The organism is Nitrososphaerales archaeon (assembly GCA_025058425.1).
Lineage (GTDB): Archaea > Thermoproteota > Nitrososphaeria > Nitrososphaerales > JANXEG01 > JANXEG01.
Genome location: JANXEG010000002.1, coordinates 1 through 13,714 on the forward strand (window position 1 = coordinate 1; position 13,714 = coordinate 13,714).

Here is a 13,714-nt window from a genome sequence, read left to right on the forward strand (position 1 = left end):
GTTCGATGTAGTCGCTTTTGTAGAAGTTTCGAACTACGATGATGTCCGTAAAGTATCTACGAGTATCAACACGTTAGAAGGGATAAGAAGTACTGAGACATTGGTAGAGGCATAGTAATAACGAAATTAAATTCGTAAATATGCATATCCTAATCATCGTATCAAAATCTTTCAACCGATCGTATTAAACTTAAATTTCAGTCTTGGTTTAGTTAAAGTCGTGAGGGTAGAAGATTTAAGGTGCTTCATTCCAGTCGGTGGTAAAGCTCTAAGATTAAGACCTTTAACTCACGATGTATCGAAGCCTTGCATTAGATTCTTGAATAGACCTTTGATCGAGTTCGCCCTCTGTGAATTGGCTGAGCAGGGTGTGAAGAACTTCATCTTTGGAGAGTACGGCTACACCAATTACACGAATCTATTCGACCAGTATGGTGAGGGAGTCGGTTTTTCTGCGAAGTATAAAATCGAACCAAGAGTCCATATCAAGCATCAGCCCAACCTAGATGATTGTGGGAGTGCAGATTCTTACAGGTTGAATGTAGAGTATTACGATGTCCAAGATCCCGTCATCGTTGTACAAGGGGATAACATCTTTCGCATAGACCTTCAGGACTTTATAAGAAAGCACGAAGAGAAAGGTGCTATGATGACGATAGCGCTCTTTAAAGTTGATAATGTGGAAGGTTTTGGTGTAGTAGACTTGGATTCAGATATGAGGATCAAAAAGTTCGTCGAAAAGCCCCCGCCGAATGAAGCACCTAGCAACTACATCAACGCTGGTATATACTTACTCTCGCCTGAAATAAGAAATGAAGTTAAGAGTGAAGCTGTGATGAAGATAATGAAAGAGAGGAAGAGGTTAGATTTTGGTTACGATTTTATACCATACTTGGTCGATAAAGGTATACCGGTATACGGTTATGAGTTGAAGGTATGGTATGATATAGGTAGTCCAGAGAGTTATCTAAAGGCCATGAAGGATATCCTGTATGGTGCGATCAATATTAGGATTGTAGAAGAGAGGCTCTTCCCGGGTAAAAATATCTGGATTCAAGGTTTTAGTAAAGAGGCTCTAAAGGTAAAGAATGATACGTTGAGAAGATGTATTGAAGGGAGGTTATCTATAGAAGGAGCAGATTTGATAGGTAGGCACACGAGGATAGGTGATTATAGTAGGATAATCGATTCGAATATCGATAACTTCTGTATAATCGGTGAACATGTAAATATAGAGAGTTCAGCGATCATGGATGCGGTTAAGATTGGAGATTATGCAAATATATCGAATAGCATCGTAGGTAGAAAGGTCGTGATAGAATCGAACCGTCAAAATCCCACCCACATTGAAGGTGTATCGGTCATCGGTAATGCCGTCCGCATCGGAGAAGGTTGCAGACTTATAAGTACCAAAGTGAACCCGGGTTTAATAATCCCTCCCCGTATGACATACATCAATAAATTTATTCAGAGTTATGAAGATATCGTAAAGTTGGCAGAATGAGATCGATTATAGAGATTTAAGATAAGAACCATTAAACTGGTTTTTTATCTAAGATCTCAAAAATCACACATAAAATAAAAAACTTTGTGCGATCTTTCGCTATATAATAGATGTTTTTTGGAGGATAATGATAGAAGTTTATAAGGGTGATGATAAAAGACTAGCCATAAACAGTGGATGGCATGTCTATCAATAGCACTCAACGTACAATGGTCTACATATTCGCCTCAACATTCATCGTCACACTAGGATTTGGGGCTTACGTATATCTGATTCCAGTCTTTGCGATGACACTTCATGCATCATACGTAGATCTTGGATTGATCGGTACAGCTGCTGCCATACCTTATGCTATCGTACCGATATTTAGTGGCCATCTATCGGATCGATTCAATCGCATCCATGTCTTCTTACTTGGGATCGTATACAATGCGTTAGCTACAGTGATTCTAATCATCGCGAGTGATGCTAAGCAGCTTATTATACTGCGATTGATCGGTGGTATAGGCCTCGCTCTTTTCTGGCCCATCGCGGAAGCACTCATTTCTTCACTAACACCCTCTGAACATTTAGTTAAGGTCATGGGTAGGTTTAGTGCGACATGGGCGTTGGGCTACTTGATCGGTCCATTCCTTGGAGGTTATATATCACAAAACTTTGGCTATTATTCACTATTTCTATTAACATCGATCATCATAGCATCGGCGATCGTCCCACTCGCTAAAGTATTACCACACTATCGATCGAACTTTAACTTGGGGCGTAAGGGCTTTGATGTTTCAATAATTAAAAATGCACTTCCCGCATACTTATTGGTTTTACCCCATGCACTTATATTCAATGTTCTACTCTCGATATTTCCGGGGTATGCGAGTAGCCTTAAGATCACCGATCTGGAGATCGGTATTCTCTTTACTTTATTCGGTCTGGCTAGGATCGTCTTCTTCTTACTTTCGGGATCTCTAATCAAATATGGCTTCAAGCCTTTAATGATGACCGCTTCACTCATCCTCTTCCTATCCTCCATTATGTTAACGCTCTTTCAAACCACTTTGACCTTCATCTTACCATTGGTCATGATGGGTATCGCGATAGGGATCTTATCACCAGCTTTGATGAGTGTCGTTATTAGAATGGTTCCACGTGAGCAGGTCGGATTGGCCATAGGGGTTTATGAATCATTCTTTGGAATCGGTTTTATCATCGGCCCAATCTTGGCTGGTATTATAGCTGAAGTATGGTTACCCAATACACCTTACATCCTAATAGGAAGCTCAGCACTCTTCATGATCCCCTGCATCATTAAGCTACGGATCGATGATCGATCTCGGTTATCAATAAATACTGGTATATTGTGAATAAGGTGGAGATAAGAGCCAATGCATATAGTATGCATCAACTGTAGAGCACAATATAGCATAGATGAGAATATATACACATGTAGAAAGTGCGGGGATCTCCTCGAAATCGAATTGGATATTCAGGAGGTGAAGCGTAAACTCGATGAGAAATGGCGCTTTGCTCCATTATCGGTATGGAAGTACAGTGCATTTATACCAATAAGAGACCCTTCGAAGATCGTCACACTCGGTGAAGGTGGTACAAGGCTTCACTTCTGCCAAAGGTTGGCTAGGGAGTTGGGTATTAAGAACCTATATGTGAAGAATGAAGGGGATAATCCGACGGCATCCTTTAAGGATCGTGGTATAACCGTAGGGGTAACGAGAGCCTGTGAATTGAATGCTAAAAATGTCATCTGCGCCTCCACTGGCAACACATCAGCTTCATTGGCTGCTTACGCAGCCAAAGCCGGTTTAACATGTTACGTACTTGTACCATCGGGAAAGATCGCCTATGGTAAGTTGGTCCAAGCGATCATTCATGGAGCGAAGGTAATTCGTATAAGAGGAGACTTCGATCAGGCATTGAGAATGGTCTTAAAGGTCTCACATGAAGTGAAGGATGTATACTTGCTCAATTCGATAAATCCGTTCAGGATCGAAGGGCAGAAGACCCTATCCTACGAAATCTGTGAACAACTGAATAGGCCTCCAGATTGGATCGTAATACCCGTAGGTAATGCGGGCAATATTAGTGCCGTATGGAAAGGGCTTGTGGAGTTTAAAGAGTGTGGTATGATCGAAGGCCTACCGAAGTTAGCGGGTATTCAGGCCGAAGGGGCTGCGCCCATAGTGAAGGCTTTTGAGAAAGGTCTGGATAGGATCGAGCCTATACAAAACCCTGAGACGATCGCATCGGCGATCAGGATAGGTGCTCCAGCGAGTTGGAAGAAGGCTTTAAGGGCGATTCGTGAATCGAAGGGTATTGCAGTAACGGTTTCGGATAATGAAATTTTAAAGGCTCAGAGGGATCTGGCAAGTAGAGAGGGTCTATTTGTGGAGCCTGCGAGTGCATCTACAATCGCTGGACTCCGTAAGCTTTTAGAATTGAATATCGTAAAGAATGATGATCTGGTCGTATGTATCGCTACCGGCCATGGTTTGAAGGATCCCGATGCCGTTTTAAAATCGATGGACTATTATAGCATATCTGAGATAGAAGCCGATACAAAAAGCTTAATAGATCTATTGAAAGGCGGTTTATAAGATGAATCTCGATTTTTATCTGAGTTGTGTGAATTGCAACAAGGATTATGAGATAAACGTTAAGTACTGGAGGTGCCCATCATGCAATTCTCCTCTAGAGGTAGATTTAGAATACCCGAAGATCGATAGATTTTCATCGATCGTCGATAAGCATGAGCTTACCATCTGGAGGTATAGATTGATACCCTTCTCGGAGAATAAGATCAGTTTGGGTGAAGGTTTAACACCCATCATCAAGCATTATGAGGATGGCTTAGAGATCGATTTTAAGCTTGAATATATGATGCCTACGGGCTCCTTTAAAGATCGAGGCTCTGCAGTAAGTGTAGCAAGGGCAAAAAGTGTAAATGTTACAAGGATCGTGGAGGATTCATCGGGCAATGCTGGTGTATCTTACTCGGCTTACTCTGCGATGGCTAAACTCGAATCAAGGATTTACGTTCCTAAAGATGCACCTATAGCGAAGATCGTACTCATGAAGATGTGTGGTACGGAAGTTGTTGAATGTGAAAGTAGAGAAGAGGCATCAAAGAGGGCTGTATGGGAACTTAAAGAGAATGAATTGTACGTAGGCCATACGTGGGATCCATTCTTTATAGAGGGGATGAAGACAGAAGTTTATGAACTCTTCGAATTCCACAACCTCGATTATGATTCCATAATCGTACCCGTAGCTAGTGGTACACACATTTTAGGTATTTATAAGGGCTTCAAAGATCTGATGAATATGGGCTTCATCGATCACATTCCAAGGTTGTACGCTGTACAGGCTGGAGGTTGTACACCGATTTATGAGAGTTATTATAATACTCGATGGGCTGGTGAAGAGGGGTCGTTGGCAGATGGGTTGAGGGTAAAGAACCCTCCGAGGCTTAAAGCGATAATCAAAGTCGTGAAGGATACCGATGGTGATGTCGTAGTAGTGGGTAATAATGAAATAATGAAGGCGTTAAAGCATCTATATCGTCTAGGCTTTATAGTAGAACCGACTTCAGCTACCGCTTATGCTGCATTCGATAGGTTGAAGTATAAGATTGGGAGAAGGGTTTTGATACCGTTAACCGGTAATGGTATGAAGACGATCGATAGATTCACATCGATGTTCACATAATCCTTCTCTTCTTAGAAGATTGTATTGTTATATTTTTATCGATTCAGTGTCAGATTTTTTTAAAAAATTATTTTTTTGTTGTGATCTTAACACCAATCCATGATCATTTTCACCTTATAGCCCATTATAGCTATTACCAAATACTGATAGTTTTTCGAATATATCGAACTTTAAAGGTTCTTCCAGTTGCGTAAGAGTTGTGTAATGAGTCGTACACCGAAACCCGTAGCACCCTTCGGTATGTATGTCTTCTCCAAACTACCCTCTTGTGTGTATGCGGTACCAGCGATATCTAAATGCACCCATGGATAATTCTCTACAAATTTGCTGAGGAAGATCGCACCGATGATCGCTCCCGCTGCCCTTCCGCCTACATTCTTCATATCTGCCACTTCACTCTTGATAAATTCACCGTACTCCTTCCATAAAGGCAACTCCCAAACCATTTCTCCAGATAACTTTGCTGCCTCCATCAACCCCTTCTTCAAACGCTGATCATTCCCCATCATACCACACGTTAAAGTTCCGAGGGCTATTACACATGCTCCAGTCAGTGTGGCTAGATCGATGATCGCTTCAGGCTTATACTGAGTAGCGTACGATATGGCATCGGCAAGTATCAATCTACCCTCGGCATCCGTATTGATGACCTCTACAGTCTTCCCTCCATATATCTTGATAATATCACCAGGCTTGTACGCTTTACCACTTGGCAGATTCTCCGTAGCGGGTATAATACCTATAACACGTAACGGTAGTTTGAGTTTAGCTACCGTCTGCATAATCGCTATCACTGCAGAACCTCCAGATTTATCGTACTTCATCTCATCCATCCTCTCACTAGGCTTGATCGATATACCCCCACTATCGAATGTGATCGCTTTACCGATCAGTACTATGGGAGATACTCGATCATTCAATGGATTATACTCCAGAATGATGAATTTTGGCGGCTGATCACTACCCCTCGATACATTTAATATCCCGCCCATGCCCAACCGTTCCATATCCTCACGCTCCAAAATTTGACACTTTAACCCACAATCCTTAGCGACTTCTATAGCCTTCTCAGCCAGAAATGTAGGAGTGCCTATATTACTCGGCATATTGGCCAAATCTCTTGCGAGCTTTACCCCTTCCACTATAATTCCGCCAACCTTTACCCCTTCATAGATCTTCGGAACCAAGCCTTCATTCGGTGTGTAGATGATCAATTTCTTTACTAACTTCGCCCTCTCATCCTTTTCCGTTTTGTACTGATCGAATCGGTATAGTGCCAACTCACTACCTTCTAGAACGCTCTGTGCTATTATATCAGCATCAAACTCCGTACCCTCAAGGAATAGTTGGGCATAGCTTTCTAATCCGAGTTCACGTACGATCTGCGCAACCTTTCCCGATGCTATTCTAACGACTTCTAAATTGAACTCCTTCTTCTCTCCCAAACCTACCATCAGTACCCTTTTGATCTTAAGTTTGCCCATCGTATGGATAAGATTGGTCTGATTCAACCTGCCTTGAAACTCTTGAGCCTCTATGAGCCTCGTTATCAGACCGTCCAATGCTCTATCGATGAACTTTATAGTTTCTGATAATCCTTCCTTTTCAAAAAGGTTTACCGCGAGTAGCTCATAATCCTTAACTTCAATATTGCCACTCTCTACTACTACCTCCATCTCCCATCGATGATTATTGATCTAAATGGATAGATATACCATTTTCTATTTCTATCTCTATCTTATTCAGATGATGATGAGATGTGAATGTAAACGGAATCGATGGTATCTTCGAATAATTATCAATAGAGTGGGCTATCTTGAATGTAACTTTTGCCCAACTTTAATGCAATTTCGGCCTTTTGGAGCTCCGATCCTAAATATGCAGCATGATCGAGTAAAGAAACCAGACCATTGCTTACAATACTTCGGTAGATACTTTCAGCACTACTCCCTTCGATGATCAAACTCGGCCTATTCGAATTATGCTCGTAATGTAAGACGATGATCTTCTTCTCTTCTCTATCAACGTATACTTTGAAGTATCCCTTCGTATCAACCCCATAGTACTTTGGAGCTTCTTTAGCGTCAATGATCTTCACACCCTCCTTTAAGCTCTTATCGAACGGTGTATCTCTCAACTTTCTATCTCTCATGACAAGTAGATCGATGCCCAGACCTTTTGGTATACGATTATTCTTCTTCGCGATGAACATCATCTTTGATGCTGTAGCGAGTTCCTGAACATTTCCAAGATTCTTATCACTTACCTCTGTAGTAAGAATGATACCAACACCCAATTCGGTCGCTATACCCGTTAGGATCGCACTCATACCAACAGTATCGGCATCCATAAGTTCGGTAACATTCCCTACGCCCATAAGTAAAGGTGTATCGGGATTTCTTCTCCTAAATTCGTAGTATGCGACGATAGATTCGGTTATTCCGGGGCTGATTACGGGATCGAGAATAGGGTCTGCTATAACTTTGTTCAATCCGAGTTCGTAGGCTCTCTTTACATTCTCTTCCAACATTCTCACCCTCTCAGAAGCGATCTTTGGAAAGTACCTCTCACGGAAGTTCGTAGGGATCACTACAAAGGCTACCTTTGAACCGAACCTTGAAACCTCTTCCATATTTCCCGCATCTATACTCAATACCATATCTACACCGATCGATACCGCGGCCCTGATTTCCTCAACATCCATCGTATCCACACTTATAGGCACATTCACCACCTTTCTCACACTCTTTACTGCACGAATCAAATCGGATGGGTAAGATTCACCCGCGATCATCCCCAAGTCTATAATATCGGCACCACAATTCACATAGTACAGGGCTTTCTTCTGAATTTCTTCATCGGATAGTGATGGTACATTTACGATCTCTGCCATAATGCGAATCGGGAAATCTTCCCCTACAGCCAGATTACCGATCTCTAGATTTCTTCGATTCTTCAATAGAGTATCGCGATTCTCTTCGACTTCTCTTAAAGATTCGAACATCTTCTTTTGAAGCTCATTCTTCACCAGATCGTCTGCGGGATGGACTTTCGATAACTTTAATCTATCTAGCGAATTGAGGATGAAAGGAAGGTCCGCAGCGTAGCGGGGGCCTTTGAATGTAGGGATATTAACAACCTTCTCAACGACCGAAGCATCACCAAATACCAAACCAGGTAAGAGGATAAGGTCAAAACCCTTTAATTCCCTCTTCTCCAATTCTCGAGCGATGTAATTCGTATTCATAAGCGATGCCACGGCCATTGGGAGTGAAATGACTTCCACCTCTACACTACTCTCTCTACAATACTTTTGAACAAGATCCCTTGCCAATTGTCCAGTTACTACAAGAACCTTCATATACTCTATTCATATTTATGTTACGAGTCTTAATCATTAACCTTTACCTTGAATTGATTCAAAGTATGATTTATGAAAAAACTGTAAATCAGATACAAAAGATACTAAAGGATACTAAAGATCTAAAGAGGATTGTACCTTCTACCCTGTCTGATGGCGATAAGGCTCGCAGACTTCTGATCTCTCACTCCTCTCTTACTAGCTCTGGATGATGAAGTTGTGCCCCGTTCATCGACCAATTCGATTACGACAGAATTCTTTAAAGACTCATAGAGGCGCTTCGCAATTTTATTGGCGAGTATCGGATCTCCATCACCGATCTTCACCTTCTTTTCTACAGCTGCGTAACTCCTCATCAACATCGTCACTCTATCTACCAACTCATTTACATTCAGTACTACACCACCATCCACTTCCCTCTGTTGATAGTATACAACGAACCCGATCCTCTCGCCCGGATCGATGCCTACGATGAGTGAACCATTCTCTTCTCCGTAAAGGGCAGAAAAAATCTCTCTTTTAGCGGTATTCAAATCACTGCCCAGATTCTCTACACATAAGACCTTACGATGCTGGATTAAAGGCGCTTCCTTCCTCGTAGTCAATACCAATTTGATTCGTTGATGAATTCTCCCATTAGGTGGGATATCGATATAGGGTATGTTGAGCCTTTTGAGTAGGTTAGTTATTGTATAATACGCTCTTCCATCGATAGTAACTACGGCTACTTCCTTATCTAGATTCTTTACCTCACACCACCCTTGCATCCTCTAGATAATTCTTCCAATGTTACACTTATTTACTTTTCTTAACCTTCTAATAGATATGGGTTGCTAAAGAGTTGCCTTCAGAATCGGATGAAGGATTGACCGAATTCTTCAATAGGGTACGATCGATGGAGAAAGTGTTCATAAACTGGTCTGATACACAGTACCTCTTAGCAAAAGGTTGTGTGAATACTATTCTATGTGATGACCCTCATATCAGAACGGCCTTCACTCGTAATACTGTATTTCAGACTTTAGAGTCTGGTAAATCGATCGTGTATATAGATTTGGACACGATGTTCACGATCAGCCTTGAATATGAAGGGCTACAAACCCCTCATCTAGATAATCTCGTAATCACCAATCCAGACGATGGTAATATCGATCGTGTGATAGCAGAAGTATCTTCTTTGGAGAACCCTCAATTAGGTCTTGTGGTCTTCGACTCTGTAACCACATTTTACCACATATTTCCAAGTAAAGTAGATTATGGAGAATTGAACCGCAGATTGGGCATATACTTATTCCTCCTAAAGAAGTTGGCGATCGGATTAAAGACCCCTATACTTATTGTAAGTTTGTTGAGGGCTAAAAAGACTTCATCGAAGAGGTCATGGGTTTATAGTTATTCTGGTGGAAGGGTTTTAGAGAGGATGAGTGATGTTATACTTACTCTATCGAGGACCGATGATCTCGTTGAAATAAAATCATTAAAGCATCGTAACAAGATTTTAGAGGGTAAAGCCTTCATCATCCCTTTAAAATCTCTTAATGGTGAATATGAATAACTCTATAATGACCATCAGAATCATCATAAAGAGCCCCGCAATAAAGTATAGATTTGATAGCCGTTGCCTCATAACCTGCTTACCACTCTTATATAAGAGATAAATGCCGGATGTGCCGAAGACGATGGCAAATGAATGAATTACAGTCTCACTTAAAGTTTGAATGGTAGGGGTTGGGGCTATTATGTAGCCCGGTGGTAAACGTGACCCTTCTAAAATCGCATTCAAGGCACCACCCGCAAAGGTAGCGATGAAGATAAGATAGATGATCTCTAAGGCTTTATTCAATTCCAATTGTGATAAAAATTTAGAAAATCTCCTTGTAATTCTATTAATATTTATCTTTTGCCAGAACGATCTTGGCAAATTCGTTACTGCTCTTTTCAACCCCATGAAACTCACTCTTAAATGGTAATATTCATCCTAACGTTTGAAGATATGTAAATATAAATCTTTTCAAACTCATCAAACTCAAATATCAATATGTAGAGTTATAGTGTATTTCTCGATATAACCTTAACTGAATAAGTGATAATTTCATTAAATAAAAATTTAAATGATTTCAATTTTAAAGTGGTCTCTTTGCAAAATTTTACAATATTTATCATTAGAATTATAGAAGATTGGGCTTCGAAATCGAGTCCATCAAGAAACACTCCCTTCAACTTTAAAACATAATATCTTTTCACCTTTATAGTCCATATAATCGGCTACCAAGTCTAAACCTATCTTAACTTCATCCAATTTGCTCTTGATTATAGCTGTGATGGCTGGCCCTTCAGCCAATCTGACGATTCCAACTATGTATGGTGCTAACTCCTTAAACTTATTTGGTGGTGTATAGATGATGGTATAGGTCTCAAGTTTACCTTTGCCTTTAAGCTGAAACCATTCCCAATCCTTTGAATTACACGCCTGGCAGATCTGCCTTGGAGGGAGGTTGATGTACCCACACCTTAAGCATCTAGTAGCCATCAATTTTCCCTCTTTGATAAATTCATAAAATGATTTAACGCTCGCATCTCGTCCACTCATGCTCTAACTCACCCTTTTGAGTATGTGTACAGTACAACTACCTCCAGAACCACCCACATTATGTGCCAACCCGATCTCTGCCTTCACTTGGTTCACAGCCTCCCCTCTTAATTGCTTAACAATCTCATGAATCATTGCTACACCTGTAGCACCCACTGGATGGCCCTTCGCCTTTAACCCTCCATCCGTATTCACAGGTATCCTCCCTCCAACCTCAACCTCACCCTCGTCTATCAATTTTCCACCTTCTCCAGGTTTACAAAAGCCGAGATCTTCATAAGCTATCAATTCAGCAATAGTAAAGCAATCATGCACCTCAGCGATATCTACATCTTTAGGCTCGATCTTCGCCATCTTATATGCTTCTTGAGCTGCCACTCTCGCCGATCTTAAACTTGTATAACTTTGACGGTTGTGTAGAGCTATCGTGTCACTGGCTTGGGCTGATGCGATAATGTAGATGAGTGTATCTGTAAATCTTCTTGCCAAATCTGCTCTACATAAAATCGCGGCCGCAGCCCCATCAGATATCGGGCAGCAGTCGTATAGATTTAGAGGGTACGCAATCATCCTCGCATTCATGGCCTCTTCTAAAGTGATCTCCTTTTGAAAGTGGGCCAATGGATTCTTAGCAGCATTCTTATGGTTCTTAACCGCTATCTTTGATAATTGTTCCTTTTTAGTTCCATACTTGTGCATATGTGCTGTTGCTATCAATGCGTAAAGGCCCGGGAATGTCAAGCCCTGGGCCTGCTCGTAAGCTTCATCGGCAGCAAGTGCTAAACCCTCTGTTGTATACGCAGTATCGGAGATCTTTCTGGGCCCGCTATACATCTTTTCAACACCACCGACCAATACGATATCATGTAAACCCGATGCTACAGCCAAAACTCCACACCTTAATGCAGCACCAGAGGAAGCACAAGCACTCTCAACCCTCGTCGCTGGAATTGTGTTGATGCCTAACCAGTCTGCATAGAGCGAACCGAGGTGGCTCTGATGCTCCCACCATTCGGCAGAGAGGCACCCAATAAAGGCCGCTTGAATATCTTTCGGTGATATCTTTGCATCCTCTATCGCTTTAGAAGCTGCTTCTACAAAAAGTTCTCTTGTACCTTTATCCTCATGCCTACCAAACTTTGTCATACCTACACCGATCACAGCAACATTCAACATAACTCTACAACCATTTGATTATCTTGTGTATGCTCCTAATTAAGTTATTATCTTTACACTCTAAATTCTATTTACTACCAGTATTTCTCAACAAACCTCTATCGTATTATTTACTCCAACCAAAAAGCTTGGAGTAGTATCGATCTATTAATTATATCCTTCCCTCCAATTCTGTTTTGATTCGAATAGCGTACATTATATCACTACGGGTGATTATTCCAACAAGTCTTCCATCCTCTTGGACTGGAAGGCGGCCTATGTTGAACTTCGACATCTTTATGAGGGCATCTGCAGCAGTTTCGTTAGGGCTTGCACACTTGAGCTTTTCACAATGAGTCATAACATCACTCACTCTAGTTTCTTGCCACTTTTCTCTAGGAACCTTCTTTATATCTTCAAGTGTGATGAGCCCGATCAATTTAGAATCTTTTACCACAGGGAAACCTCCATGTTTATACTTCATAAAGTGGGTCTCTATGATATCCTTAATCGGCAGATCGGGATCGACGGTATGAACATCTCTAGTCATTATATCTTTGATCAAGACATCTGCTAATGCTTCACTCACGATCGTCTGTCTGTAGCTCGCTTCTGCACCATTCCTTAGGAACCAACCGATCAGGATAAACCACAGACCTCCAATAAAACTACCCCCGATTATGAAGAGAAAACCTGAGAAGATGAAGATATAAGAGAAGAAGACTCCGAACTTTGTAGCGATCTTCGTTGCCTGTAACAGATCCTTCTTCCGATACCAGATCATTGCCCTTAAGATTCGCCCACCATCGAGGGGGAAAGCGGGGAGTAAGTTAAAGGCACCTAGGAGTAAGTTGATGTATGCGCCATACCTTAACGATGCGATCGCCACAACTCCAAATACACTTAATGGGTAATGTAGAATCCATAAAATCAGCCCGATCGCAAAACTCGTTAATGGCCCAGCCAAAGCCATCTTAAATTCTACCCTCGCCTCTTTCGGCTCCTCTTCAATTTCTGCTACGCCGCCAAAGATGAATAGAACTATACGCCTTACCGGTAAGCCATTCTTCTTAGCCACGTAGGAATGTGCTAGTTCATGGAGTAAAACAGAGGTAAAGAGTATAAAGGCGCTTATTACACCAATCAAATAGTATGTCATTACGGATAGTCCGGGATACTCCGAAGGTAAATAACCTACAGCAAGTGTCCATACGATAAGTAGTACCGCAAGGACTAATGTAAAGTGAAGTTTTACTGGAACCCCTAAAAGTTTCCCAATTCTTAAAGACAATGCAATTCCCCATTAATTATGGAGTCTAAATTAATAAGTATTAGCTTCTAGAGAAGACTCATGAGGGTAACGAAAGTAGATCTTTCGTCTCTTCTC

General features: G+C 41.4%; 12 protein-coding genes. 5 read left to right on the forward strand and 7 right to left on the reverse strand.

Features of this window, described 5'->3' with window-relative positions; genetic code table 11:
- The first annotated feature begins 220 nt into the window (after positions 1-220).
- The 4 genes from NZ896_00255 (at position 221) to NZ896_00270 (ending at position 5,221) form a co-directional block, all read left to right on the forward strand.
- On the forward strand, positions 221-1,504 hold the full coding sequence (locus NZ896_00255) for an NDP-sugar synthase (protein ID MCS7115888.1): 1,284 nt from the start codon (positions 221-223) through the stop codon (positions 1,502-1,504).
- A 182-nt stretch (positions 1,505-1,686) separates the two neighbouring features.
- On the forward strand, positions 1,687-2,862 hold the full coding sequence (locus tag NZ896_00260; GenBank protein MCS7115889.1) for an MFS transporter: 1,176 nt from the start codon (positions 1,687-1,689) through the stop codon (positions 2,860-2,862).
- 21 nt (positions 2,863-2,883) lie between these two features.
- Entirely contained in the window at positions 2,884-4,110 is a 1,227-nt protein-coding gene (gene thrC / locus NZ896_00265) for a threonine synthase (GenBank protein MCS7115890.1), read from the forward strand.
- A 1-nt stretch (position 4,111) separates the two neighbouring features.
- Complete coding sequence (locus tag NZ896_00270) at positions 4,112-5,221, forward strand: pyridoxal-phosphate dependent enzyme (protein MCS7115891.1); 1,110 nt, start codon at positions 4,112-4,114, stop codon at positions 5,219-5,221.
- A gap of 170 nt (positions 5,222-5,391) precedes the next feature.
- Here the strand turns inward: NZ896_00270 and NZ896_00275 are convergent, their stop codons facing one another.
- The 3 genes from NZ896_00275 to NZ896_00285 form a co-directional block, all read right to left on the reverse strand.
- Entirely contained in the window at positions 5,392-6,897 is a 1,506-nt protein-coding gene (locus tag NZ896_00275; GenBank protein MCS7115892.1) for a leucyl aminopeptidase, read from the reverse strand.
- 122 nt (positions 6,898-7,019) lie between these two features.
- Positions 7,020-8,582 carry a dihydropteroate synthase-like protein gene (locus NZ896_00280; protein ID MCS7115893.1) on the reverse strand — a complete coding sequence of 521 codons (1,563 nt, stop codon included), beginning with the start codon at positions 8,580-8,582 and terminating at the stop codon, positions 7,020-7,022.
- A gap of 122 nt (positions 8,583-8,704) precedes the next feature.
- Positions 8,705-9,349, reverse strand: a complete 645-nt coding sequence (locus NZ896_00285; GenBank protein MCS7115894.1) for a hypothetical protein — start codon at positions 9,347-9,349, stop codon at positions 8,705-8,707.
- Positions 9,350-9,423: 74 nt separating this feature from the next.
- Between NZ896_00285 and NZ896_00290 the strand changes: the two genes are divergently transcribed.
- Positions 9,424-10,137: a hypothetical protein gene (locus NZ896_00290; protein MCS7115895.1), complete on the forward strand. Its 714-nt coding sequence runs from the start codon at positions 9,424-9,426 to the stop codon at positions 10,135-10,137.
- Here NZ896_00290 and NZ896_00295 read toward each other — a convergent pair.
- From NZ896_00295 to NZ896_00310, 4 genes are all read right to left on the reverse strand, one after another.
- Positions 10,108-10,530 carry a hypothetical protein gene (locus NZ896_00295; protein MCS7115896.1) on the reverse strand — a complete coding sequence of 141 codons (423 nt, stop codon included), beginning with the start codon at positions 10,528-10,530 and terminating at the stop codon, positions 10,108-10,110. The genes NZ896_00290 and NZ896_00295 overlap by 30 nt on opposite strands.
- A 252-nt stretch (positions 10,531-10,782) precedes the next feature.
- On the reverse strand, positions 10,783-11,172 hold the full coding sequence (locus NZ896_00300) for a Zn-ribbon domain-containing OB-fold protein (GenBank protein ID MCS7115897.1): 390 nt from the start codon (positions 11,170-11,172) through the stop codon (positions 10,783-10,785).
- A 3-nt stretch (positions 11,173-11,175) separates the two neighbouring features.
- Positions 11,176-12,345, reverse strand: a complete 1,170-nt coding sequence (locus tag NZ896_00305; GenBank protein MCS7115898.1) for a thiolase domain-containing protein — start codon at positions 12,343-12,345, stop codon at positions 11,176-11,178.
- A gap of 154 nt (positions 12,346-12,499) precedes the next feature.
- Positions 12,500-13,618: a CBS domain-containing protein gene (locus NZ896_00310; protein MCS7115899.1), complete on the reverse strand. Its 1,119-nt coding sequence runs from the start codon at positions 13,616-13,618 to the stop codon at positions 12,500-12,502.
- Between the last annotated feature and the right edge of the window lie 96 nt (positions 13,619-13,714).